The following is a 24,551-nucleotide window of genomic DNA, read 5'->3' as shown; positions in this document are numbered from 1 at the left end:
ATGACCGCACCGATATGCGCTGCGAAGGGCTCGACCGTGATGCGACGCCATGGGAAGTGGCCGGCCGCCGGCGCCGTCGCGGTCGTCCTGCTGTCCCTTCAGGGGTGCCTGGGAGGCGGTGACGCCCAGTGGAAGGACCCGGACAAGGGCCAGGCGGAGGTGCTGTTGCGGACCGCCGATGAGAACGGCGGGAGTTCGGGTGCCGCCTGGCTCGCCTTCGACGGCGACCCCGACGGCCTCACCGTCGGCCCCGACGGGAAGGTCTACGGCATGAGCGCCTCGCTCGCTGTGATCGAGGACGATCACAGAGCCAGGACCGTCCTCGACGGCGAAGTGCACGGCGTCGGCGGCCTGGTCGTGCTCTCGCCGAACTCGTTCGTGGTCGGGGCTCGCTCGCAGCTGCTGAACGTGCGGACCGACGGGAAACGGAGAACGGTCCTCGCCGGCGCCCCGGGTGGGCCGAGGAAGCTCGGACAGCCGGCGCCGGCCACCGCCTCGGCGCAGGACGTCCACCTCTCCGACCAACCGGTCGAGCCCTTCGGGAAGCGGCCGGACGGCACCCTGCTGTTCACGGACGGCGATGTGATCTGGCAGCTCAAGGAGGGGCGTCTGACACGTCTCTACCAAGTGCCTGCGGACCGGGGCGACGCCGCCGGGCGCGCCATTGCCCGCGGGAGTGCGGTGGACCGTTCCGGCACGGTCTATCTGCGCACGTCGGCGGAGGGCGCACAGGGGCGTCTTGCCGATGTGGTCACCGTTCACCAGGACGGATCGGTCGCGAAGCTCGCCGTCCCAGAACAGGCCGACGGGGTGAAGGGGAACCTGTCCGACCTGCGACCGACCTGGATGGCGGGAGACGACGGAAACGGGGTCTACGTACGCGCTCATGACGACACGGCGCAGTACGTACTTCACCTGACGGCCCAAAAGGCCGAAGTCGTGGCCAAGCAGGCCTCCGGCGGCTCACGCGGCGACTCCGACGCGGGCTGCGACGAGGGGCACTTGGTCGACGCGACGAAGCTGCCCTGCCCGATGCCCGAAGCCCTGACGTACTCGTCGGGAGCCCTCGTGATGGCGGGGAACGCCCCGTTCGTCCTGAAGATCGCGACGCGGTGACATCAACTCGACCCCGGAAATGAGGCGCAGTCATGGGAAGACCGCAGGAAGACCGGCTGGATTACCTCTGCCGTCAGGACATGAACGCGATAGAGAGCGCCGCGGGCGAGATCCGCACGGCCATCCGGAACGTGGAGTCCATGATGCCGAAGACATGGATCGGCAAGAAGGCCGACCAATGGTGCGCCGACCACAACGGCCGCATGCAGCGCCTCAAGACCCTCTTCGACTCGTTCCCGGCCGAGGAGAACCGGCTCGTGGAGAAGGCCCGCAAGGACGAGACGGGACACGGCGCGGGGTGAATCCGCCGCTCCCCCGATCGGGAAACGCGGCAATTGGTGCGTAACGCTCGGCGTGCTGACCGCCCTCGCCGGCCGTCACGTAGCCTCAGAGCACTGTGCCCCCACACACCACGGGAGACCATCAGATGGGCGTCCGAAGGTTCAAGAGGATCTCCATCGCCGCACTGATCGCGGTGGTCGCCTGCGGCTGCTCGTCGGCCTCGGGGAACTCGGGCTCCGGCTCGGGCAAGAAGACCGGCGGCGGGCCGACGTACCAGCAGGCGATGGACGCGCTGCATCCGGACGTGCTGGACGCGATCAAGGCCACGATGCCGGGGATCCGTCCCGACGAGTACTCGGACGGGTCGCGGGACTGCGGTGGGCCGGACTGGATCGACTCCAAGGACGCCAGCAAGCGGTCCCTGACCTCGTACATCCGCGTCCCCGGCGCTCCCTCCGACAAGCGTACGCCCGCCGCTCTGGTCGACAGCGTGGTGGAGCATCTGCGCGGCAAGAACTGGGCGGAGGATCCCGAACGAACCGGGTCCTCCAACGCCGGCGACGGCTCGGTGACCAAATACGTGAAGAAGACGGGCGGCAACGGTTCGGCCGTCGTGTCCGCCACCCCGTTCAAGCTGGCTTCCGGGGAAACGTCCCAGACGCTGGTGGCCCAGATCGTCACCGACTGCCTGCGCAACCCCGACTACCACAAGAACTGAGCCGGGAACCTCGACGCCGTCTGGAGCTCAGGCGTCGGCCGCGGACGTCAGCTGGGCTTGTTCGGGCCGCCTCCGGTGTCCTTCCGGTTGGCCGCCGCCTTGTCGATCGCGTCGGCCATGACACCCAACTTGACCTTGCGTCCCGCGAGTTCGCCGCGAATACGCTCGGCATTCGGGCCCGCCCATCGTTCATCGTCCTTGGCGCTCCGGTCCGCCGCGATGGTTATGGGCTCGTCCAGCAGCTTTCGGATGTCGTCCGCCAATGTGCGCAGATCGGCGGCGTCGCGTGACCCCATCTCCAATACCCCCGTATAAATGGACCATTTGGGCAACCCCGTGCCGCCGTCGTGTTCCAGGCACTACGGTACTTGACCATGGGGATGGTTTACGCGGATCCGGACATGCTTGATCGCCTGGCGAAGTCATTCGACAGCAAGGCTCAGGCGATCCCACAATTGAAGAGCCGGGCCACGGCCCTGGACGTGGGTGGCGAGGTGTCCCAATTGCCCGCACTTGCGAGCTGGCTTCAGGATGAGGCACGTGACTTGCGGTGCCGGGCGGGCATCCTCCGGGCCCCGTCGGAATCCCCCTTCGACTCCCTGAAAATGTTCGGCCTTCCCAGCTCGATGGCCGGAGACAAGGACGCCGGGAAGAAGCTCGAAGACGGGCTCAAGGCGGCTCTCGCGGCCCACAAGGACGGGACTCCGCAGGAGCAGGCCAAGGCCGTCAAGGACTACTTCGCCTCGCTCTCGCCCGAACAGCAGGCTTCGCTCGCCGCGACGGACCCGTCCTTCGTCGGAAACCTGGACGGTGTGCCCGTCAATGTCCGGTTCGCGGCGAACCGAATATCCATCCAGAAGGAATTCGACTCGGAGAACGCGTACTTCAAGGGTCTGGCCCCCAATGACCCGGCCTACAAACGCACCAAGGACCGTGTCGATACGCTTCGGAGTTTCCTCAACCCGCGCATCAAGAAGTTCATCGACCCGAAGACGAACAGGCCCGTCGAGGTCGAGGTGCCGCGCCAGTTCCTGGTTTTCGACGCCCATTTCGGTTCGACCGCCGACCCCAAAGCCTCTCCGTTTGCCGATGGCCGGGTCGCCGAGGTCGTGGGCGATCTCGAAAACTCCAAGAACGTCGCTTTCCGGGTGCCCGGCATCACCAACCGTCTCGACAATTTCAACAGCTTCAGTGATGGCGGCTTCGACCTCGTCAAGGGCAAGGACGGTATCGAACAGCCGGGCACCGCGGTGGTGAGCTGGCTGGGCTACGACACCCCGGAGATCGGCGACTCCGTGGATCCGGCGAAGGCCGTGGTGGGCGGAAACCAGCTCAACGCGTTCCGGCAGGGCATATCCGTGAATCTTCAGCAGGACGCGAAAACCTCCATCTTCGCGCACAGTTACGGAACCCTGGTCACCAGCAAGGCACTGCAGAGCGGCCTCACGAACATCGACAACGTCACGTTCATGGGAAGTCCGGGGCTCGGCCCCAATATCCACTCGGTCGCCGACTTCCATATGCCGAACACGAAGTTCTTCGCGATGCGTGCCCCCGGTGACCCGGTCGAGTACACCCAGGGGCACGGGGACGATCCGGCCGACTTCAAGGACATCATTCGCCTCAGCACGACCGGCGCGCACGGGCACTCGGAGTACTACAAGGCCGGAAACGAATCCCTGACCAATATGCAGCGGGTCCTCTTCGGTGGAGATCACCAGCCACTCACGTTCACCCACACCACGCTCGACGAAGAACAGATGGGCGCCGCCGAAGTCCGGGAACTTGTCAAGTTCCTGCACGAGCGCGTGGACCCGGAAGTCGTCAACAGGATGGGCGGGGACCTCGACCCCATCGTGCAGGGGCTCCTCAACGGCAGAAGCAATATGAAGGACGTCATTCTGCCGATCCACTCGGTGCTCAACAAATACAACATGCTGGACCGGGTGCAGCCGAAGGAACTGTTCGGCGAGGTCAGCAAGTTGGCCGGCAACCTGGCCTACAAGAAGGTGTACGCAGCGGCCAAGGACCGGGGCGCACCGGACTTCGTCGCCAGGATGGCCGCCGGTTCCGCGGCGACGGCCTCGCGCGCCGCGCTCGGCGGAGTGACCTGGCCCGTCGTCAAGCTCCTGGAGTTCGACCGGCTGCAGAACAACACGCGCCAACTCGTCGGCGGTCTGTGGTCCGGCGGGAAGAAGATGTGGGCGGACGGCAATGAGATAGCGACCGAAATCGAGAAGGACGGCGGACGGATCCTCTCGGACGGTTCACAATTCGCCGGCACCCTCTTCAAGGACGGCGGGAGCATCGCCCTCGACGCCGGTGACACCTTCATCCACCCCAGCCATGTCATCGACAACGCGGGCCACGCGCTGAAATCCATGGACCACATCAAGAGCGAGTTCTCGGCCAAGACCAGCGACGCCGCCCGGGCCTTCAGCAATGCGACGAATACCACGATCGCCAAGGGCGGCGACATGCTCCACACCGGACTCACCACCGGGAACAAGGCCCTGCACAAGGGCAAGGACGTGCTCGACTCGGCCCTGAACTTCGCGGGGTTCTAAGCTGTCGTGACCAGAGCATGGAAGGGAACCAGCATGGGCCACGGGCCGGACGGTGGGCGGGAACGGTTCATCGAGGAGATCACCGCCGTCATGAACACGGTGCTGAAGGACGCGACGGTGATGGACCTGCCCTCGGTCATCGCCGCCGAGGCCGTCGCCATCACGGCGTTCGACGAGTCGGAGACGCGGCCGACGCAGGAGTTGATCGACGCGCTGATCGAGGCGCTGCGTACCGCCGGCTGGTCGGTCGACGCACGCAGGCGCACCGAGGACGAGCCCTCCCTGTACGCGGCCAAACTCGACGTCGGCGGAGGGTCGTTCGCGGTGCAGCCACCCGCCATTTCCTTCAGTGGTGTGGTGGACGACGCGGCCCGCGGATGACCGAGTACAGCGACAGCGACGACCTCACGACAGGGGACAGGGCGAACTCCATGGCACACAGCGCGGCATCCCCCGAGCAGGCACGCCAACAGGTCTCCGCGGAGATCCGTGACGCCATCAAGGACGCGACTCCCCGCGCCGTGTATCCCGACGACGAGTTCGAGGGGCGCTCGGTGCGGGTCGCGGGGTGGGATCCCGAGGAGACGCGGTCCAATGACACGCTGTTGCGGCGCGGCACCGCGCGGCTGGTCGCCCTCGGGTGGCAGGTCTTTCCGGAGACCACCGACAGCGACGACCGCTCCGCGCTCGTCTTCAAGGACGGTCTGGTCAACGGGCGTCTGTACGCGTCGAATCAGTCGCTGACGTTCACCGGGGAACTCGCGCCGTAGGGCTCTCCCCCGACCGCGTGGGCCGCCGCCCCGCGCCCGGTCGCTGGGCACACCCCTGACCGTGTTCGGTCATGCCTCTGTCCCCCGCCGTATCATGAGCCTCACACGTAACAGGCCAGGACGAGGCAGCCACCATGCCGACCCAACCGGTTCGTGGCGCGTACAGAGGGGGACGGCATGGGGGACAACCGGACGGCCGATCCGGAGCATCTGGAGCAGCTCGCCAAGCTCCTCGATGGCCGGGGCGGAGTGCAGGACAAGGTGGACGAGGCGTTCACCCGGGCCTCGCGACTCGGCGTCACCAGCAAGTTGTCCGGACTCAACCCGTTGCGTTCATGGATCAAGGACACCGGCCCCGATCTGCGCAGGCGGGCCGTCTTCGCCCGCCTCGAGGACGGCGACCCCGAAGCGGGCCTGCGCTGGGCCGGGTTCAGCCCCGACGACCTCAAGAAGTACGACGGTGACCTCCTCACCCCGGACTCCCTCCTGTTGGCCAACTCCCTTGCGGCGAGCGATGATCCCCGCGCCTATGAGTTCAAGCGGCAGCCGGACGAGTCGCTGAACGACTGGATCCAGCGGATGGAGGCGCACGCCCTCACCCGGATCCCGGGCCTCCAGCCGCACGAGCAGACCGTCGACACGCTGCTCGGTCTGTTCGGCGACTGGACCTCGGTCACCGCCGCCACCGCCGTGGTCTCGCTCCAGGGCTCGTCGCTGACCAAGGTCCTCGTCGGCAACTCCCTCAAGCAAGGTGTCTTCCGCGCGTGGAAGACGCAGGTGGGGGCGGCGATGCGGGCCTCCAACAGCCGGTGGTTGCAGAAGGGCGGCACGGCGCTCATCAAGTGGTCGCCAAAGATCCGCTCCCTGTCCGCCCCCGGGAGCTGGCTGCCCGGCCAGCTCGGCAACATGCTCTCGCGGAGCTCGCTGTACCAGCGGATCGCGGGCGTTCCGGGCACCGCGGGCGTCCGCGGCGACCTCTTCGGAACGGCGTGGAACGCGTTCCGGTCCAGCGCGCTGATGCAGCACGTCAACGCCAACGGCCTCATCGACTTCGTCGTCGGCTCGGACGAGGTCGCCAAGACATACGCCGGGTTCACCCACGCCGGGCAGCCCGTGGCACGTGCCGGAAACGCCAGTTTGGTGAAGGTCTTCACCAAAGCGGGCAATATGCAGCGGTTCGCGAACAGTGTGCCGGAGGCCGCCGAGGGCGCGTCGGCGTTCCGTGCGGGCCTGGGGGCGGCGGCCAAGACGGCCGGTCTCCTCCGGGGCGTCGGCATCGTGGGCGGTGTCGCCTCGACCGGCCTCAGCGCGGCCAACGTCATCTCCCAGGGCAACCCCGTCGAGGCCTTCAAGCGGAACGGCGCGGGGTACGTGGCCGACGTGGCCGAGGTGGGTTTCAACGCCTCACTCACGGCCGCGATGGTCGCCCCGAACCCGGTCACCATCGGCCTCGCCGTCGGCACCGGCCTCATCTACGGGGGCGCGAAGGTCGTCGAGCACTGGGACGACATCAAGGACGGGGGCAAGAAGGCCGCGCACTGGGTGGGGGAGAAGGCAGGCGGTCTCGCGAGCGGGGCCAAGAACCTGGCCAAGAAGGCCAACCCCATGCACTGGTTCTGACGCCGGCCACCATCGCCCGCGCGTTCAGCACTCCCTCAGGACGGCGAGGGCGAAGGCCAGGCGGCGGTCCAGCCAACTCGCCTGCGCCAGGTACCACGTTCGGCCCTCGGTCGGCGCCGACGTCATGGCCACCTGTTCCCCGGACGTCCAGGTCACCGGCTTGGCAGTGCCCCGGGTGGTGTTGCTGTCGTCCCCGCCGAGCCCCACGACCGAGCCGACGACGCTTCCGAGCGCCTTGCCCACGGTACGGCCCAGCACTTGGCCGGCGCTGCCCTTCGCCCAGTGGCGGCGGGCCACCACCTCGGGATGGTCCGGCTGCTCCAGCCACCAGGCGTGCTGGACCGCCCGCTTGGCCACCGGCCCCCTGACCACGGACCCGATCTCCCGGCCCCGGCCGTCCTGGACCCGATGGCGGCGCCCTCCGTCCTTGTCCGCCTCGGCGTCCGGGGTGACGGAACACAGCAGGCGCAGGCCCGCCTCGTCCTCGTACAGCCGGAATCCGGACGCGGCCGCCGGCTCTCCGGAGCCGGTCAGGGCGACGAACACGCTGGGCACCAGGTAGGTGGCGCCTCCGGCGCGCTTCTCCACCCGGACCGCCAGGGGCCCGGGTCCGGCACCGCGCACCGCGGCCGGCCGGGAGGCGGCGCCGATCGTGAACTTGCTGACGGTGTCCCAGTGCACCGGTGCGAAGGACGGCGGCTCCGCCTCTGCTTTCCTGCCGAACACCATGGCCTCCTTCTCCCCTAACCCAGGCCCTCGTCCCGGGAACGACCGAAGAGTACGTTCATGGGCGCGGCGAACAGCGCGCCGCTGAGGGACAGCGCGGACCTGTCCACCTGCTCCAGGACGAGCGCGATCGCCAGGTCCGTGGTGTCCGCGTCGCCCTCGACCTTCACCAGCCGCGTTCCGGACGTCATGGGTACGGGCCGGCCGCGGGTCGTCGCGATGGTCACGCGGTCGCGTTCGAGCCGGGCGTCCCCGGAGCCGCCGGTGACCCGGTAGGTGTAGCGGCGGTCGCGAAAGGCCAGCTCCAGCCGGCGGGAGCCCTTGCGGATCCCGGTGATCCTCAGGTCCAGGTCGACGATCGTTCCGTCCACCCGCAGCCACCCCCCGTCCAGGGACGGCAGTACGCCGGCGCCCCCGCCGAACAGGGTCTCGGGGAACTGGGCTCCCTCCAGGGCCACTTGGCGGCTCGGTCCCTGTCCGGGCGCGCCGAGGGCCCTGGTGATGTCGACGCTGCCGAACGGCCCGGCCACGCCCCGATATCCCCGGAGCCGGTCTTCCCGCACCGGTTCGAGTTCGAACGCGAAGTCGCCCACCCGGACGCCCTCCTCTCCTGTGTCCATGTACTCAGTCCCTGTGCTCAAGGGTCCCCGGTCAGAACCAGTGCATGGGGTTGGCCTTCTTGGCCAGGTTCTTGGCTCCGCTCGCGAGACCGCCTGCCTTCTCCCCCACCCAGTGCGCGGCCTTCTTGCCCCCGTCCTTGATGCCGTCCCAGTGCTCCACGATCTTGGCACCGCCGTAGATCGCTCCGGTGACGGCGAGCGCGCCGAGGGTGAAGGGGTTGGGGGCGATGGTCGCCGCGGTCAGCGAGGCGTTGAAGCCGACCTCCGCGACATCGGCCACGTACTTGGCGCCGTGCTCCCGGTCGGTGAAGTGCGAGGCCGGGTTTCCCTGGGCCCAGACATTGCCCACGCTGTAGGCGGTGGAGAAGACGCCGCCGGCGACACCGGCACCGCGCAGGAAACCACCCGCCTTTCCGGCCGTGCTGAGCCCCTTGCCGAGCGCGGCCAGGCGTCCGCTGCCGAACAGCCGGGCGTCGGCCGCGGCGTTGCTCGTCACCTTGATCAGGCTGGCGTTGGCGGCGCGGCCGGGGATCTGTCCCGAGTGGGTGAGGCCGCCGTACATCCTGGCCAGCCGGTCGGATCCGACCAGGAAGTCGATGGCCGAGTTTCCCGAGATGCCGAACACCCGGGGCGTGGTCATGACGCCACTGCGCCGTATCCAGTCCACTCCCATGCCGATCCGGGTGCTCATGTAGCCGCTGACCGTGGGGATCGAGGAGGCGTCCTGATAAGCGGCGCTGCCCGATGCCAGGGCGCTCAGCTTGCCCGGGAGCCAGGTTCCGGGCGCGGCCAGCGAGCGGATGGGGGGCGTCCACGCCTCCAGCCTCTCGCCCCACCCGATCAGCTTCGCCGAGGCGGGGACGCTGCCCGGGACCGCCTGGAGCCTCCCGGCGAAGTACATCTTGGCCGTGTTCGCCCAGCCGCCCTCGGCAATCGAGTTCCCCACGAGGACCTTGGTGAGGTTGACCGTGTGGAACGACGCGGATCCCGCGTGCGACACGAACCCCGTCACGTCCCCGTACAGGCCGAGGAAGTTCTCGATGTCCTTCTCGTACGGTCTGAGCGCCGGGATGGACGCGAAGGCGTGGGCGCGCAGCCGGTCGACCCAGTCGTCGAGGGACTCCCGTGACCGGCGCCGGAACGCCGGGTCCGGGCTGTCGCTGCTGGCGATGGCGTTGGCCAGCAGCAGCACGTCCGGCGCCTGCATGATGAGTGCGCCCTTGGCCAGGTCCTTGGCGTCGAACCCCGCCCACTTCGCCCCGGCCTGCGGGTCGCCGTCCTCCAGGCGGCCGAGCGCCGCGCGCTTGCGGAGGTCGGGTGCCGTGGTCGTCACCCAGGACCGCATGGGCCTGAGCGCGGTGAGCTTGCTGCTCACGCCCAGGTTGCCGGCCCTGGTGAAGGCCTCGTCGATCTTGTCCTGGACGCCGCCCTTGCCCTCCAACAGCTTCGCCAGCTGGTCCAGGTCGTCAGGGTTGACGGTCCGCTGCCCCTCGGCGCCTGCCTTGCTCCCCACGGACTTCCCCTCAGACGCCGTCGATCAGGTCTTCCGTGTCCGGGAGCAGGTCGGTGATGCGCTCCCAGACGTCCCCGGGCGTCGTCCACGCCACGACCAGGGGGCTTTCCGGGGTGACCTGGCCCGGCAGGATCGGCTCCTCGGGCTGCTCCCGGATCCAGTAGCCGGACGGGCCGCAGTCCCAGGCGGCCAGGGCCCGGATCATCGCGGAGCGCTCGCCCTCGTGCTCCCCGTCCCAGGCCGCGGTGATGCGCCAGGTGGCGTTGAGCGCGATGACGAGTTCGAGGAACTGGTCCAGTGCGGCGGGCTCCAGGCCGCTCGTCTCGACCAGGGCCTTGCGGGTCAGCTCGCGCGCCACCGCTTCGTCACCGGCCGCCTCGCCGAGCGCGACGAACGCCGCGTCGAGGGCGCCCATCGTCGTCTCGATGCGGGGGTGGGCCGGCGGCTGCGTCGGCTCCCCCCGGTGGAGGTTGACCTTGCGGGCGAGCTCCCAGACAAGGCTGCTCGGCTCGATGGGGACGTATTCGGACTCCTCCTCGCCGGGCCAGCCGTCGTGGGAGATGACCGCGTCCCGGCCGACGACCACGCCGTGGTTCACCGGGCCGTGTTCACCGGTGACCTCGACCTGGAGCAGGAGCAAGGGGGCCGCCAGCGTGCCGAGCAGGTCGCGCAGGAGCGGGACGAGTTCGCCCTCCTCGCCGACCAGGCCGATGCGCTGCAGTTCGACTACGCCCTCCCACAGTTCTTCGGGCGGCGTCTCACCGTCCAGCAGATGGGCGAAGACCGCGATGTGGCGGTCGGCCAGCCGGAAACGGGCGCGGGAACTGTCGTACGACGGCATGACTCTCGATTCCTCCCCGGGCGCCGGTGGTCGCCCGGCTCACTTCTTGGGGTGCTGCAGGTCCTTGGCGTCCTGGGTGGCCTGCTGGGCCTCGGTACGCAGCGACTGCGCCACCGTGGAACAGGTGGTGCGCCAGCTGTTCAGCTTTCCCCGGACATCGGTGGCGTTCGGGCCGCCCCAGGTCTTCATGGTGGTGGTGCTGAAGGTGCGTGGCTGGTCCATCAGGGACTCGACGTGATCGGCGAGCTGACGCAGGGCCGCGGCACGGTTGTTGAGTTCTTGAATGTCCGGATTTGCCATAGCAGCCTCCCCCGCTGTCACATGGACGGCCCAGCATAACCGTCCACCCCGGCAGGGCCCGGCGGCCCCTCCCCCCGCCACCCGCCCGGCGACTTCGCAGAGGGGACGGTGCAACCTCGGGTTCCGCGGCCCTTTACACGTGGTGCGGAAGGTGCGATAGCGTCGCCTGGTATCAGTCGGATTTTCTGCTTACTCAGCGAGCAGTGACACGGGGAGGAACGCGATGGATCGCGGAGCAAGTCTCAAGGAACTCAGGGACCTTGCCAAACTGTTCGGGCGCAGCGCAGGCGACCTGCACACGCTCATCAACAACCTGAACTCGGCGACGTCCGGCAGCACCGGCTACTGGAAGGGCCCCAAGTCGGACCAGTTCCGCAAGGACTGGGAAGACGCGCGCGGCACCTTCTCCAAGTGGGTCGACACCCTCCACGACGCGCAGAAGTCCGCGTCCACCAGCGCCGACAACATCGAGCGCGCCACCTGATCCGCATCACAGCCGGACAGTAGGCATCGCGGGGGCGCCCACCACCGGTGGGCGCCCCCGTTTGTGTGCGCAGGGCAGCGGCGGTCAACGGGCTGGAGGGGACAGGTGCTCGACCGGCGCCTGGCCTTCGGCCTTCGCGTTGGTGGGTGATCGCTGAAGTCCCCCCAGGGCCCCGCCGGCTGCCCGGCGGACCGCCGACGCCCCGCGTGCCGCGCTACCCCCGCATCACTCCCTGGACCGGCCGGAACGCGCCGCCGGAGACCAGAAGACCGCTGCCCGGCTGGCCGCTGCCCGTGTTCGAGGGGAGGCGGATGTTGAACAGTTCGCCTTCCTGCGAGGTCTGGGGGGTGAGCAGCAGGCCGTTGCGGGACTTGCGGGCGGCGGTGACGAAGCCGCGGTACTGGGAGGACAGGCTGTCCGTCGTGCCGGCCGCGATGACGCCGAGGCCGCCGTCGACACCCTTGCGCAGGAGCGCTTCCAGGGCCTCGTCGAGCCGGGTGTCGTGGAGCAGTTCGGCATCGTCGGCCAGCACCACATAGGGGCGGCCCCCGGCCTTCTCCACCAACTCCTCCAGGTCGTCCTCCCTGGCCTCGGCGTCGAGTACGCCGAGGACACCCGTGCGTCCCTCCAAGTCCCGCAGCGGGGAGCGGCGGGGGGTGACCAGGACCAGCGGGGTGCCCTGGGCCAGGAGCGACTCGGCCGCGCACATCAGCGCCGTGGAACGGCCGGACTTGGGCGGTCCACCGATGACGAAACCGGGGCCCGACTCCTCCAAGTCGACGCCGACGGGCGCCAGTTCGTCGCCGCCGACCGCCAGCAGCGCCCACAGCTTCGACGGGATCGCGAAGTCCGGATCCAGCGCCATCGCCTCGCCGACCGTGATGCGGGCCGGAAGCGCGTCCACCCGCATGGGACGGAAACGCGCGGGGGTGCGGCCGTGGGCCTCCTGGGTCCGCTCGGCGATCTCGCGGAGCCTGCGCACCTGGGCCTGGCCGCTGGGGTCCTCGTCGAGGAGGGCGATCTGCGTCTCCTCCGTACCCGTGTCGGTGATCCGCAGGGCGCGGCCCGGCGGCATGTTCTTGGGCACCTCGCGGGGGGAGAGACCCGCCATCGCGTAATCGTTGGGGTCGGCGAACCGCAGGATCAGCCGGTCCTGGAAGGCGGAGGCCACCATGCCGCTCAGGCCGCTGCGGTCGGACGTCATGACGACCTTCAGACCGACCGCGGAGCCCTCCCGGAAGATCCGCTGGGCCTGTTCGATGAGCTGGCCGTAGTTGTAGTTCTCGAAGGTGGAGAAGTAACCCTCCCAGTTGTCGAGGAGCAGCACCATCCACGGCAGCCGGTCCTCGGGCGCGGCCGAGGCGCGCTGCTCGGCGGCGCTGGACGCCCCCTCCATGGCGAGGAGTTGCTGGCGTCGGCTGATCTCCGCGAGCAGCCGGTCGAGCAGCCGGCGTACGCGGTCGGGCTCGTCGCGGCTGACCACGGCGCCGACGTGCGGCAGACGCACCAGCGGCAGCAGGGCGTTGGAGCCGCAGTCGATCGCGTAGACGTGGACGTCCCGCGGCGAGGCGGTCGTGGCGAGTGAACCGGCCAGGGTACGCAGGGCAGTTGAGCGACCCGAGCGGGCACCGCCGGCCAGCATGGTGTGTTCGCCGTCGACGAGGTCGAGCGCGAACGGCTTGCGCGCCTGCTGGGCGGGCAGGTCGGTCAGGGCGTACCCGATGGGCGGGACGTCGCCGTGCGCGGGCGCGGGGCCCGCCTGGGCGGTCAGCGAATCGAGCGTGACGTGCTCGGGCAGCGGGGGCAGCCACGGGCTGCGGGGCGGCGGGAAGCCCATCTTGTCGGAGCCGTCCCGGATGGCGTCCACGAGCACCGTCAGGTCGGTGACCATGGTGCCGTCGTCGTCCGAATCCGCCGCCCTGGGCAGCGGCCGGCTGAACGAGGACCAGGACAGCGGGGCGAGGACCGCCTTGGGGCCGCTCTTGCCCGTGGCGGGCCGACGGCCACCGATGCGCGCCGACTGCACGCCGACCAGCGACTGCGCTCCGGAGCGGACGTAGGCGCGGCCGGGGGTGGACTTGGCGATGGCCCCGGCGTCCGCGGCGTCGATGACGTCCATGGACTCGCTGCCGTCCGTCACCCGCAGCGCGATGCGCAGGTTGGTGTTGGCCCGGATGTCGGCGCTGACCACACCGGCCGGGCGCTGCGTCGCGAGCACCAGGTGCACGCCGAGCGAGCGGCCTCGGCGGGCGATGTCGACGAGTCCCGCGATGAAGTCGGGTAGTTCGGCGACCAGCGAGGCGAACTCGTCGATGACCAGGACGAGTCGCGGCATCGGCTCCAGCTCGGGCTGGAGCTTGCGGGTGTCGTTGTAGTCCTCGATGTCCTTGGTGCCGGTGTTGAAGAGGATCGTCTCGCGGCGGTGCAGCTCCGCGGCGAGCGAGGCGAGCGCGCGCTCGGTGAGGTGGGCGTCGAGGTCGCTGACCATGCCGACGGTGTGCGGCAGGCGGGCGCAGTCCATGAAGGCGCTGCCGCCCTTGTAGTCGATGAGGACGTAGTTGAGGGCGTCCGGCCGGTTGGCTATGGCGAGCGAGGCGATGATCGTCTGGAGCAGTTCGGACTTGCCCGCGCCGGTGGTGCCGGCGACGAGGGCGTGCGGGCCGTCCCGGCGGATGTCCAGGGTGAACGTGCCGTCGGCGGCGATGCCGATGGGGGCGGCCGTGGTCGAGCCGCCGGCCCGCCAGATCCGCTCGATGTCGGCGCCGGTCGGGTCGGGCAGGCCGAGCAGGCTGAGCAGCCGGGCCGAGGTGGGCAGCGCGCCGCCCGCGTCATCACGGCTGACGTCGCGGACCGGGGCGAGGGAGCGGGCCAGCAACTCGCACCATTCGAGGCCGACTTGGTCCGCGAGGACCTCGCCGAGGGCTTCGAGACCCGAGCCGCGCAGCGACACATGCGCGGGCGAGTGCACCGTCCAGCACACGACGGCCTTGCACTCCTCGGGAAGCAGCCGCTCGTCCTCGTCGAGACAGAGCGCGAAGATCCCGTACTGCGGGCCCTCCTGGAGGAGTTGGGGCACGCCCGGCATCCGGCGCAGCAGCCGCGCCCCGTCCAGGACGAGCAGCACATGCGGCTCGGCGCCGGGGGCGCCGCTCATCATGGTGCCCGAGCTCTCCCTGGCGGCCTTGCGCCGGGCCAGCTCGTTGAGGAGTTCGTTGACCCGGCGGGCGATGGTCTCGTTGTCGGAGCCGACCAGGGCCACACAGTCCTGGCCCTGCTGCGGCGCGGTGTGCGGCAGCCAGTGCGCCCAGCCCCAGTCCACCCCGGACTGCGGCGAGGCCGACAGCAGGACGAGCGAGAGGTCACGGGGGCTGTGCAGCGTCGCGGCCTGCACGGTGAGCCAGCGGGCCGTGGCAAGGGCCCGCGTCCGGTCGCCGGACACACCGACGACGCCGAGTTCGGGGAAGGGCAGGATGACCGGCAGGTCGGGCAGGAGCGGCGGGTCGGGCATCTCCTCGCCATAGGCGGCGCCCTGGCCCCGGGCGAGCTCGATGTCGGCGGGCTGAGTCGCCACGCCCACCCGCAGCCGCAGTACGTCGATGTCGGTGTGCCGGCGCTCCCACAGACGGCGCCGGGGGCCGGTGGCGAAGAGCAGCACTTCGGCCGGGTCGGGGTTGTCGGCCCGCCGGTTGCGCTGGTCCTCCTTGCCGAGACGGGTCAACTCGGCCTCGTATTGGGCGAGTTCCTCCTTGTACTGCTTGAAGGACTTCTTGTGGCGCTGCTTGCCGTCACGGTTGTCGCTGATCCACTGGCCGAGCATCATCACCGGCGTCATCGCGCAGAACAGCAGCATGTAGACCTGTTTGGTGATGAAGTACATCGCAAGGCCGAAGATCATCGGGGTGAGCGCCGCGATCATCTGGAAGCGGGCCCGCTCGGCCTTGGACGGCGGGACCGGCACGATGAGCCTGGGACGCGGCCGCACGGGCGAGAGGCGCGGCGGCCGGTTGTAGGCGAGTCCGCCCTCACCGGTCGCGGACAGGTGCGCGTCCGGCTCGCTGACCCGGTCGAGCACGAACAGCGAGTTCCCGGCCCGTACGACACCGCCCAGGGGCCAGTCCTGTGCGCCGTCCACCGGTTCGTCGTCGAGCAGCACCTGGGTGCCGCTCTGCGGGCCGAGGGTGGCTCGGCCCTGGACGTCGACGGTGATCCGGGCGGCGACGGGCGCCAGCATGGCGTCGGGGACCGCGAGCGTGCAGGTCGCGGCGGAGCCGAGGGTGGCGGTGCCGACCGCGAGCCGGACCACCCGCCCCGCGCCCGGGCCCGCGGCGACCCGCAACTCGAACCAGCCGACGGGCTCGCCCGCGCGGAGCAGCGGGCCCAGGGAGTCGTCGACGGATATCCGCATGCCGTCCCGGAGGATCTGCCCGGCCGGAGTGTTCGGCTCACAGCGGTGGCCGTCGGCCCACAGCGTGGGCTCGGCGCCGCGGCCGCCGTGGCGGGCGTCGAGGACGGTACCGGGCAACGCCACCACGACGGGGTGCGGCTGCCCCGCCCCACCGGGCACGCCGCCCGCGGCCGCGAGCGTCTGCGCGACGTCCCGTGCGGTCGCGTCGTCGTCGGCGTTGATCACGACGTCGCTCGGGGGCGCCCCCTCCTGCACAACGGTCACCAGGACTCGCATGGTGTCTTCACTCCCCCGTCGGCCCTGCCCGGCCCATCGCCATCTGCTAGCCCCGAGGCTAATGGCTGCCCCGAAGCGGCAGGACCGAGGGTGGTGACGGATGGCGACGGACCGCCGGCGCCGGACGGACGCGCCGCGGTGGCGCTCGGCGTCAGCCCTCCTTGGCCAACACCCCCGTAGGCCGCCCCGCCGCCGCCTCCTGGGAGTCGAAGCGGAGTTTGCCGTCGGTCTGGAGGGTGTACGTCATCGTCGCGGTGCCCCCGGTGCAGCCGATGGTTCCCGGGTTCGCGGGGTCCGTGCGTTCGGTGATGTGCAGGACGCGGGCGCTCGCCGAGTCCAGGGTGCCGACGCCGTGGCATGCGAGCGGGCCGAGGGTGGTGGTGGTGCGCACCACGTCCGTGCCCTTCGCACCCTTGGTGATCACCGCGGTGTAGACGTACCCGGAGGTGCCGTTGTCCTGGGTGAGTACGCCCTTCCAGGTGCCGATGAACTCCCCGGGTACGGAAGGGAGTTGGGGGCCGCCGGGCTGCGCCGAGCCCGAACTTCCGGGTGGGGTCGGTGCCGCGCTCGATGACGCGGGCGGCCGGGCGCTCGTGGGGTTGGAGTCGCCGCCCCAGTTCGGCAGCAGGCCGGCGAGGAACGCGGCGCCCACCGTGACCCCGGCCAGCGCCCCCGCGACCGCGAGCGTCACCGTGCAACTGACCCGGCGGCCACGGCCGCGTTCCCCCGAGTCGGCGGCGGTCCCCACCGACAGGGCCGCGCGCGGGTGGCGCCCGGCGGAGTTCGGCGGGGTGGTGGGCCTCGGGGGTGCGCCCGGGCCGGGAGGTGTGCGGGGACCGGGGAAGGGGTCCGCCTCGCTGCCGTACGAGATGGGGCCGGGGAACGGACCGGCTCCCCTGCCGTACGAGGGGCCGGAAAGCGGGCCGGACTCCCGGCGGTACGACGCGGGGCCCGGGAGCGGGTCGGCCTCCCTGCCGGACGACGCGGGGCCCGGGAGCGGGTCGGCCTCCCTGCCGTACGACGCGGGGCCCGGGAACGGGTCGGACTCCCTGCCGTACGACGCGTCCGGCGGTCCGAAGCCCCCGGCGCCGGACGGGCCGGCCTCGGCCGAAGCGCCCGGGCCGCCCAGGCCGCCCGAGCCGCCCAGGCCGCCCGAGCCGCCCGAGCCGCCCCCACCGCCCCCGCTCCCCCCGATCGCCGGGCTGCTGAACGGGATCGGGCCCGAACCGCTCACCGGCTCCTCGGGCTCCAGGTCCAGCAGCCGCACCGCCGAGCGGCTCACCTCCTCGACGAGGGGGCCCGGCAGCCAGCCCCCGCCCACCAGCGCGGCCGCACCGGCCGGAGCCAGCCGGGACGCGAGGGCGGTGGGGGTGGGGCGGCCGGCCGGGTCCTTGGCGAGGCAGCCGGCGACCGCGTCGCGCAGCTCGCCCGTGAGGCCGGCGCCCAGCTCGGCCGACTCGTGCACCACCTTGTAGAGGAGCGCGGCCGAGGAGTCGCCGGGGAAGGGCGGCCGGCCGGTCGCGGCGTACGCGAGGACCGCGCCCAGCGAGAAGACGTCGGCGGCGCCCGTCACCTGCCTGCTGAGGATCTGCTCGGGCGACATGTAACCGGGCGAGCCGATGGAGACGCCGGTCGCGGTGAGCGAGGCGGTGCCTTCGGTGGCGCGGGCGATGCCGAAGTCGATCAGGCGGGGGCCGTCCAGGGTGAGCAGCACGTTCGACGGCTTCACGTCCCGGTGGACCAGGCCGAGGGCGTGCACGGCGGCCAGCGCCTCGGCGAGCCCCGCGCCCAGGGCCCGTACCGAACGCTCGGGAAGGGGGCCCCGGTCCAGGACGGCCTGGGTGAGCGAGGGGCCCGCGACATAGCCGGTCGCCACCCACGGCACCGGAGCGTCCGGGTCCGCGTCGAGCACCGGCGCGGTCCATCGGCCGCCCACCCGCCGGGCCGCCTCGACCTCGTGGCGAAAGCGCGCCCGGAACTGCTCGTCCAGGGCGAAGTGCGGGTGCACCACCTTGACCGCGACCGTGCGGCCGCCCGCGCTGCGCCCCAGGTACACCCGGCCCATGCCGCCCGCCCCGAGCCGGCCGAACAGCCGGTAGGCGCCGATCGTGCGAGGTTCGCCCGCTTCCAGCGGCTGCAACGACTGCATCGCGGTGCTCCCCCAATGCCCAACCTGGTCAAGCCGGTCGCACAGCAGCGTAGGGCCGTACGTGCTCAGGATCACCCTCCTCCGAGACGGAACGGATGCTTGGCTGGGAGAACCGAACGGCACCCTCCGCCCTCTTGGATGGCGTAGTTCGTGCGCAATCGGCCAAAAACCGCCCGGCCACCGCTCGGAACACCCATGAACGCCACGTGCCCGCGACCAGATCCCCGGAGTCCCCGCATATGAACCGTCGTCGCCCCGCCGCCTGGATAGCAGCCGCCCTCATCGGCTCGGCCGTGCTGGTCACCGGCTGCTCCGACGAGGGCAAGCCGGTCAGCTTCGACTCCGGTCCGAGCAGTCCCTCGGCCAAGGCGTCGGCCCAGGGCGGCGCGGGCGACGGCGGTGCCTCGGGCAACGACGGCAAGGATGGCAAGGATGGCAAGGGCGGCCAGAATGATGACGCCTCTGCGAAGAACGGCGCCTCGCCCCAGACGCTGCTGCCCACCGGCCCCAAGGCCGAGTTCACCACGCAGAGCTCTCTGGGCGACGGTACGAAGATCGGCGTGACGACGCTCAAGGGCGCGAAGTCCGGGTTCACCGGCAAGGTGTGGGTGTGGGCGCCGAAGCAGTACTTCGAGGACACGTACAAGAACAGCGGTTTCCCGGTGCTCATCGCGCTGCCCGGCGGAAACGGTTACCCCAAGAACTACTGGATGGGCACCGACCTCAAACTCCAGAGCAGCATCGCCGAGTGGTCGAAGACCGGTAAGAGCCTGCCGTTCATCGTCGTCATGCCGGTCCTGAACCCGGACGCCAAGTACTACTACGACGGCAGCGACATCCCGGGCCGCCCGAAGATGGGCACCTGGATGACCGAGGACGTGCCGGACCTGGTGCGGGCCAATTTCCGCACCTTCTCGTCCCGCGACGGGTGGGCCTTCATGGGCTCCTCCTCGGGCGGTTTCGTGGGCCTGAAGTCGGTGCTCAAGCGGCCCGACCTGTTCAAGGCCGTGATCGCGTCGGGCCCGGACATCGTGCCGGACTCCCCCCTGTGGGCCGGCCACGACGTCGAGAAGCAGGCGAACAACCCGGAGAAGCTCGCCCAGGATCTGATCGACCGCAAGGGCCCCGAGGTCGCCCTCGCCTTCCAGGTGGGCACCAAGGAGGCCACCGTCGTGCCGAAGGTGCGGAGCTTCATCGACACCTACGGCAAGGGCCCGGTGAAGACCCATCTCCAGGTGATCCCCGGCGGCACCCACAACGCCCACACCTACGTGAAGGGCATGGGCGAGGGAACCATGGAGTGGATCAGCAAGCAGATGCTGGCGCCGGTCCCGTCCCCCTGAACCGGTCCCGTCCTCCTGAACCGGTCCTGTCCGCCACCGGGTCCGCTCGCTCGGGCACCTCCCGCTCCCGCCGAACCGGCCCGCTCCACGGGGAGCGGGCCGCTAAGGAGCGAGCAGCTCCACGTTCACATCCGCGGCGAATCCGGTCGTCGGCCCGGTCCTGCGGGCGAACTCCCTTACGCCTTCGAGCTGTTGGGCCCCGAAGCGGAAGTCGAGGGTCGTGAAGTAGCGCTCCAGGAGCTCCGCGTCGAAGACCTCCCAGCGGGCGGCCTGCTCGGCGACCTTGGTGACCTCTTCGAGGGAGAGGTCACGCGAGGCGAGGAACGCCTCGTGCACCTGCTGGACGAGGCCGGGCTCGCGGGCCAGATAGTCCTTGCGCGCGGCCCACACGGCGAAGACGAACGGCAGCCCCGTCCACTCCTTCCACATGGCGCCCAGGTCGTGGACCTGGAGCCCGAGCCGGGGCGCGTCGTGCAGCGAGGCCCGCAGGGCGGCGTCGCCGATCAGCACGGCCGCGTCGGCCTCGCGCATCATCAGGCCGAGGTCGGGCGGGCAGGTGTAGTAGTCGGGGGTCACCCCGTACCGCTCGGCGAGCAGGAGCTGCGCCAGGCGTACGGAGGTCCGCGAGGTGGACCCGAGCGCGACCCGGGCTCCGTCCAGCTCCTCCAGGGGACGCTGCGAGACGATCACGCAGGACATGACGGGCCCGTCGCAGCCCACCGCGATGTCGGGGAAGGCGACCAGGTCGTCCGCGTTGCGCAGGAACTCCACGAGGGTGATCGGCGCGATGTCCAGGTCGCCGCTGACGAGCTGCTCGCTGAGCTTCTCGGGGCTGTCCTTGGTCAGCTCCAGGTCGAGCAGCGTCCCCGTCCGGGCCAGGCCCCAGTACAGGGGCAGGCAGTTGAGGAACTGGATGTGCCCGACGCGCGGCCGGCCACCTCGGTGCTGGGGGCTGGTTGAATTGTCCACATGCCGAGGCTAGACCCGTCCCACTCCGTGGACCGCGCCGGGCCCTGGCAGCGACCCCTCGGGGGTGCTTCGCGGGACGTCGGCGGCGACCCCGCGGGAGCGCTTCGCGGGACCCCTGGGAACGGTGCGTCTTCACCTGCTCAGCCCCCGGTCAAACGTACGGGTGCAGTGATCTTTCCCTCTACCGCGGCACCTGAGCTGCGTGCTACGCTCAGCGCAAGTTGCAGTTTGGTTTCCCTTGCAGTACAGAGCCTGCGGAGCATGTAACCCGCAGGCTTTTGTAGTTTTCAGACTTGTTTGCAGGTTCTGGAGCAGGGCAACCCTTTGGCCCAAGGAGGGCTTATGGCTACCGGAACCGTTAAGTGGTTCAACGCTGAAAAGGGCTTCGGCTTCATCGCCCAGGACGGCGGCGGCCCGGATGTCTTCGTCCACTACTCCGCGATCAACGCGTCTGGTTTCCGCTCCCTGGAGGAGAACCAGGTCGTGAACTTCGACGTCACCCAGGGCCCCAAGGGCCCGCAGGCGGAGAACGTCACCCCGGCCTAAGTGCCCGGGTTGGCCGATCGCTGACACAGCAGTACCCAAGGAGCCCCGTCCTGCCGGACCGGGGCTCCTGCCTTTTGGCGTTCCTCACCAGAGGCCCACCAGAGGCCCACCCGAGGTCCACCAGAGGCCCATCGGAGACTTGCCGGAGCCTTCCCTGAGGGCCGCGGGCTCTCAGCCGTAGAGCGCCTCGATCTCGGCCGCGTACCGCTCCGCCACCGCCTTGCGGCGCACCTTGAGGGTGGGGGTCAGTTCGCCGCCCTCCACGGTGAAGTCCCGCGGCAGGACCGTGAAGTCCCGGATCCTGGCAGGCCTGGACACCTGGGCGTTGGCCGTGTCGACCGCCTCCTGGACCAGCGCGCGGACCTCCGCCGCGTCCCGCCCGGCGACCTCCTGCGCGTCGACCGTGATCAGCGCCACCGGGTACGGGCGCCGGTCGCCCACCATCACCGCGTGCGACACGAACCGGGACCGCTCGATGGCCAGCTCCACGTGCGAGGGTGTCAGGTTCTTGCCGGCGGACGTGATGATCAGGTCCTTCTTGCGGCCGGTGATCGTGAGGTAGCCGTCCGCGTCCAGCGCGCCCAGATCGCCGGTGTGCAGCCAGCCCTCCGCGTCCAGGGCCTCGGCCGTGCCGAGCGCGTTGGCGTGATAGCCCGGGAAGATCATCGGCCCCCGGGCGAGCACCTCCCCGTCGTCCGCGATCCGCACCTCGCACCCCGCGACCGGCCGCCCGACCGTCCCGTACCGCACCGCCCCCGGGTGGTTGAGCGAGATCACCCCCGCCGACTCGGTCATCCCGTACCCCTCGAAGACCTGGATCCCGCAGGCCCGCAGAAAGTCCAGGACGGCGGGGTCGATCGGGGCGCCACCGGTCAGGGCCCATCGCAGGCGTCCGCCGAAGGCCGCTCTGACCAGGCCGAACAGGGACTCGTCGGCGGCCTCGTACGCCTCGCGTCGCTCCGGCGGGAGCAGGCCGTCGGCCGCCAGGACACCGACCGCGACCGCCTCGTCGAAGCGCTCGCCGCCGCCCTCCTCGGCCTCGGCGAGCGAGCGCACCACGGAGTAGACCTTCTCGAACAGCCTCGGTACGGACGGCAGATGGGTCGGCCGGGCCTCGGCGAGTTCGCCCACGACGTCCTCGATCCGGCCGCCGAAGTAGCAGAGCTCGCCCCCGTACAGCAGCGTCGAGAACTGGATGAGCTGGGCGAGCAGGTGCGCGAGCGGCAGATACAGGTAGGTGCGGTCTCCCTCGCCGCCCTCGATGAGGTGCAGCGTGGCGTCCTGGACGGCGCCCATGTTCCCGTGGGTGAGCCGGCAGCCCTTGGGCGGGCCGGTGGTCCCGGAGGTGTAGACGAGCTCGGCGTCGTCGTCGGGCCGCACCGACTCGGCCCGGGCGAGCAGCTCGTCGAGCGGGACGGCGGACCCGTCCGGCAGCCCCGCCCCCTCGGGCCCCGCCATCACGAGGACGTGGGCGAGCGCGGGGAGCTTCCCGCGCAGCCCCTCCACCCGGGCCGCCTCCTCGGGGCCCTCGCAGATCGCCGCCTTGGCGGCGGAGTCGGCCAGTACCCACAGGGCCTCCTCGTCGCCCGCCGTCGGATACACCGGCACGACCACCGCGCCCACCGCGAGACAGGCGAAGTGCGCGTACGTCCACTCGGGGCGGGTCTCGGCGAGGATCGCCACCCGGTCGCCGGCCTCGACACCGAGCGCGATGAGGCCGCGCGCGGTGTCCCGTACGGTCTCGCGCAGTTCGGCGTAGGTGACCGTCACCCACTCCCCTCGCGCGTCCCGGAACCGCAGGGCCGGCCGGTCGGGGTGGCGCCCGGCCGCCCATTCGGTGAACACGGCGAGCGTCCGAGGGCGCGGGGGCGGGTCCTGGTGCGGGCTCTGGGGGGTCATGACCCGACGGTAGGTACGGGCGCGCCCCGCGCGGGATGGCGGGAAGCGTCAGGCCGGCTGACTTCTGCGCTCAGGCGCACGAAGGCGCGAAGGCCGGTTCTCGCTCGGCACCCCGGGCCCTCCTCAGCGGCACCGCACGCCCTCTGGACCGCGCCGCCTGACGGAAAACCGCGCCCCCTGGCTGACCTCGAAGCTCAAGTCGGCTGACCTCAACGCTCAACCCGGCTACGGTCGTTGACCATGGCGAAGCCGACGATCACGGTGCACCATGTGAGGGCCGTGCTGCGCGGCGCCGGGCGGCGCGGCATCGACACCGTGCCGCTGCTCCAGGCGTCCGGCATTCCCCCGCTGCTGCTCGGCGACGACCGGGCGCGGGTCACCCCGGTCCAGTTCGCCCACCTCTTCCGCGCCCTGTACCGGGCGACCGGCGACGAGTTCCTCGGCCTCGGCGGCGCCCCCAGCCGCCCGGGCACCTTCGCGATGATGTGTTACGCCGTGCTCGGCTGCCGCGACCTCGGCGCGGCGATGCGGCGCGGCACCGCCTTCTACGGGCTGTTCGCCGACGGCCCCGACCTCAGCCTCGAAGTGACCGGGTCCGAGGCGGTGTTCGCGGTGCGCGGCGACCTCGGGGGCCACGACGAGGACCGGTTCCTGACGGAGTGCCTCGTCATCATCTGGCACCGGCTGTGCAGTTGGCTGGTGGGGCGCCGCATCCCGCTGACCCGGGCCGCCTTCGGCTATCCACCGCCCCCGCACCGGGACGAGTACGAGACGCTGTTCGGCTGCCCGGTCCGGTTCGGGGGCGCCCGCACGGAGGCGGTGTTCGACGTGCGCTGGCTGACCGCTCCGCTCGTACGCGACGAGGCCGCGCTCGCTCAGATGCTGCGCCGCTCCCCCTTCGAGCTGCTCAGCCGGCACGCGTACGGGACTACGGTCGGCGAGCAGGTGGGCCGGGCGCTCGCGGGTGCCCTGCGCGCCTCGCCCCGGCTGCCCACCCTGGAGGAGACGGCGGCCCGCCTCGCCATGTCCCCGGCCACCCTGCGGCGCCGCCTGGCCCAGGAGGGCACCTCGTTCCAGCAGCTCAAGGACGCGGTACGGCGGGACGCGGCGATCGCGGGGCTCGCCGAGGGCGGCGAACCGATCGCGGAGATCGCGGCCCGCCTCGGCTTCTCGGAGGACACCAGCTTCCACCGGGCCTTCCGCCGCTGGACGGGCACGACGCCGGGGGCGTACCGGCTGGGGCGGTGAGCGGGGGGTGTACCGGCTGGGCCCGTACGGGGGCCGACCCGGCCGAGAGGGGGCGCGGCGCCGCTGTCGGCCTTGGTCAGTGAAGGTGAGCGGTACGGTCAGCTCCGTACCTACCGGCCAGTCACTACCTTCTCCTCAACTGCCCGCGCCCCATAGGAC

General features: G+C 70.8%; 21 protein-coding genes. 11 read left to right on the top strand and 10 right to left on the bottom strand.

Features of this window, described 5'->3' with window-relative positions; all coding sequences use genetic code 11:
• From N4G70_RS09780 to N4G70_RS09770, 3 genes are all read left to right on the top strand, one after another.
• A complete protein-coding gene (locus N4G70_RS09780) occupies nt 1–1,116 on the top strand; it encodes a hypothetical protein (protein WP_261712159.1) in 1,116 nt (371 codons plus the stop codon).
• Nucleotides 1,117–1,196: 80 nt separating this feature from the next.
• On the top strand, nt 1,197–1,418 hold the full coding sequence (locus N4G70_RS09775; RefSeq protein ID WP_261712158.1) for a hypothetical protein: 222 nt from the start codon (nt 1,197–1,199) through the stop codon (nt 1,416–1,418).
• A 125-nt stretch (nt 1,419–1,543) separates the two neighbouring features.
• Nucleotides 1,544–2,116 carry a hypothetical protein gene (locus tag N4G70_RS09770; RefSeq protein ID WP_261712157.1) on the top strand — a complete coding sequence of 191 codons (573 nt, stop codon included), beginning with the start codon at nt 1,544–1,546 and terminating at the stop codon, nt 2,114–2,116.
• A 47-nt stretch (nt 2,117–2,163) separates the two neighbouring features.
• Here N4G70_RS09770 and N4G70_RS09765 read toward each other — a convergent pair whose 3' ends face one another.
• Entirely contained in the window at nt 2,164–2,412 is a 249-nt protein-coding gene (locus N4G70_RS09765) for a hypothetical protein (protein ID WP_261712156.1), read from the bottom strand.
• 309 nt (nt 2,413–2,721) lie between these two features.
• Here N4G70_RS09765 and N4G70_RS09760 point away from each other — a divergent pair, with 309 nt between their 5' ends.
• The 4 genes from N4G70_RS09760 to N4G70_RS09745 all read left to right on the top strand — a co-directional run bounded on the left by N4G70_RS09760 (nt 2,722) and on the right by N4G70_RS09745 (nt 7,073).
• Nucleotides 2,722–4,683, top strand: a complete 1,962-nt coding sequence (locus N4G70_RS09760; RefSeq protein ID WP_261712155.1) for an alpha/beta hydrolase family protein — start codon at nt 2,722–2,724, stop codon at nt 4,681–4,683.
• 33 nt (nt 4,684–4,716) lie between these two features.
• The gene (locus N4G70_RS09755) at nt 4,717–5,064 is read left to right on the top strand and encodes a hypothetical protein (protein ID WP_261712154.1); all 348 of its coding nucleotides are present in this window, start codon (nt 4,717–4,719) and stop codon (nt 5,062–5,064) included.
• Complete coding sequence (locus N4G70_RS09750; protein ID WP_261712153.1) at nt 5,061–5,453, top strand: hypothetical protein; 393 nt, start codon at nt 5,061–5,063, stop codon at nt 5,451–5,453. Before N4G70_RS09755 ends, N4G70_RS09750 begins: the two co-directional genes overlap by 4 nt.
• A 177-nt stretch (nt 5,454–5,630) precedes the next feature.
• Nucleotides 5,631–7,073, top strand: a complete 1,443-nt coding sequence (locus tag N4G70_RS09745) for a PE-PGRS family protein (protein ID WP_261712152.1) — start codon at nt 5,631–5,633, stop codon at nt 7,071–7,073.
• 24 nt (nt 7,074–7,097) lie between these two features.
• Here N4G70_RS09745 and N4G70_RS09740 read toward each other — a convergent pair whose 3' ends face one another.
• The 5 genes from N4G70_RS09740 to N4G70_RS09720 are packed head-to-tail and all read right to left on the bottom strand — an operon-like array spanning nt 7,098 to nt 11,073.
• On the bottom strand, nt 7,098–7,802 hold the full coding sequence (locus tag N4G70_RS09740) for a hypothetical protein (protein WP_261712151.1): 705 nt from the start codon (nt 7,800–7,802) through the stop codon (nt 7,098–7,100).
• Nucleotides 7,803–7,816: 14 nt separating this feature from the next.
• Complete coding sequence (locus N4G70_RS09735) at nt 7,817–8,419, bottom strand: hypothetical protein (protein WP_261712150.1); 603 nt, start codon at nt 8,417–8,419, stop codon at nt 7,817–7,819.
• Between the two features lie 31 nt (nt 8,420–8,450).
• A complete protein-coding gene (locus N4G70_RS09730; protein ID WP_261712149.1) occupies nt 8,451–9,932 on the bottom strand; it encodes a PE-PGRS family protein in 1,482 nt (493 codons plus the stop codon).
• A 10-nt stretch (nt 9,933–9,942) separates the two neighbouring features.
• Nucleotides 9,943–10,773 carry a hypothetical protein gene (locus tag N4G70_RS09725; protein ID WP_261712148.1) on the bottom strand — a complete coding sequence of 277 codons (831 nt, stop codon included), beginning with the start codon at nt 10,771–10,773 and terminating at the stop codon, nt 9,943–9,945.
• Between the two features lie 39 nt (nt 10,774–10,812).
• Nucleotides 10,813–11,073, bottom strand: coding sequence for a hypothetical protein (locus N4G70_RS09720; protein WP_261712147.1), 261 nt, complete (start codon nt 11,071–11,073; stop codon nt 10,813–10,815).
• 223 nt (nt 11,074–11,296) lie between these two features.
• Between N4G70_RS09720 and N4G70_RS09715 the strand changes: the two genes are divergently transcribed.
• The gene (locus tag N4G70_RS09715) at nt 11,297–11,557 is read left to right on the top strand and encodes a WXG100 family type VII secretion target (protein ID WP_261712146.1); all 261 of its coding nucleotides are present in this window, start codon (nt 11,297–11,299) and stop codon (nt 11,555–11,557) included.
• Nucleotides 11,558–11,771: 214 nt separating this feature from the next.
• Here N4G70_RS09715 and N4G70_RS09710 read toward each other — a convergent pair whose 3' ends face one another.
• Together N4G70_RS09710 and N4G70_RS09705 are read right to left on the bottom strand one after the other, a co-directional pair.
• A complete protein-coding gene (locus N4G70_RS09710) occupies nt 11,772–16,238 on the bottom strand; it encodes an FtsK/SpoIIIE domain-containing protein (RefSeq protein WP_261712145.1) in 4,467 nt (1,488 codons plus the stop codon).
• 151 nt (nt 16,239–16,389) lie between these two features.
• Complete coding sequence (locus N4G70_RS09705) at nt 16,390–18,387, bottom strand: protein kinase domain-containing protein (RefSeq protein ID WP_399034800.1); 1,998 nt, start codon at nt 18,385–18,387, stop codon at nt 16,390–16,392.
• Nucleotides 18,388–18,626: 239 nt separating this feature from the next.
• On the opposite strand from N4G70_RS09705, the gene N4G70_RS09700 reads away from it, so the two are divergent.
• Nucleotides 18,627–19,730 (top strand): esterase family protein, encoded by a 1,104-nt coding sequence (locus N4G70_RS09700; protein ID WP_261712144.1) that lies wholly within the window; start codon nt 18,627–18,629, stop codon nt 19,728–19,730.
• A gap of 102 nt (nt 19,731–19,832) precedes the next feature.
• On the opposite strand, the gene N4G70_RS09695 is transcribed toward N4G70_RS09700, so the two are convergent.
• A complete protein-coding gene (locus tag N4G70_RS09695) occupies nt 19,833–20,699 on the bottom strand; it encodes a menaquinone biosynthetic enzyme MqnA/MqnD family protein (protein WP_261712143.1) in 867 nt (288 codons plus the stop codon).
• 342 nt (nt 20,700–21,041) lie between these two features.
• On the opposite strand from N4G70_RS09695, the gene N4G70_RS09690 reads away from it, so the two are divergent.
• A complete protein-coding gene (locus N4G70_RS09690; RefSeq protein WP_003967102.1) occupies nt 21,042–21,245 on the top strand; it encodes a cold-shock protein in 204 nt (67 codons plus the stop codon).
• A 171-nt stretch (nt 21,246–21,416) separates the two neighbouring features.
• Here N4G70_RS09690 and N4G70_RS09685 read toward each other — a convergent pair whose 3' ends face one another.
• On the bottom strand, nt 21,417–23,144 hold the full coding sequence (locus N4G70_RS09685) for a long-chain fatty acid--CoA ligase (RefSeq protein WP_261712142.1): 1,728 nt from the start codon (nt 23,142–23,144) through the stop codon (nt 21,417–21,419).
• Between the two features lie 240 nt (nt 23,145–23,384).
• On the opposite strand from N4G70_RS09685, the gene N4G70_RS09680 reads away from it, so the two are divergent.
• Nucleotides 23,385–24,392, top strand: coding sequence for an AraC family transcriptional regulator (locus N4G70_RS09680; protein WP_261712141.1), 1,008 nt, complete (start codon nt 23,385–23,387; stop codon nt 24,390–24,392).
• Nucleotides 24,393–24,551: the final 159 nt, after the last annotated feature.

The sequence above is a fragment of the Streptomyces sp. ASQP_92 genome (assembly GCF_025399895.1).
In the GTDB taxonomy this organism is placed as follows: domain Bacteria; phylum Actinomycetota; class Actinomycetes; order Streptomycetales; family Streptomycetaceae; genus Streptomyces.
This window is presented reverse-complemented; position numbering and strand designations above follow the sequence as displayed.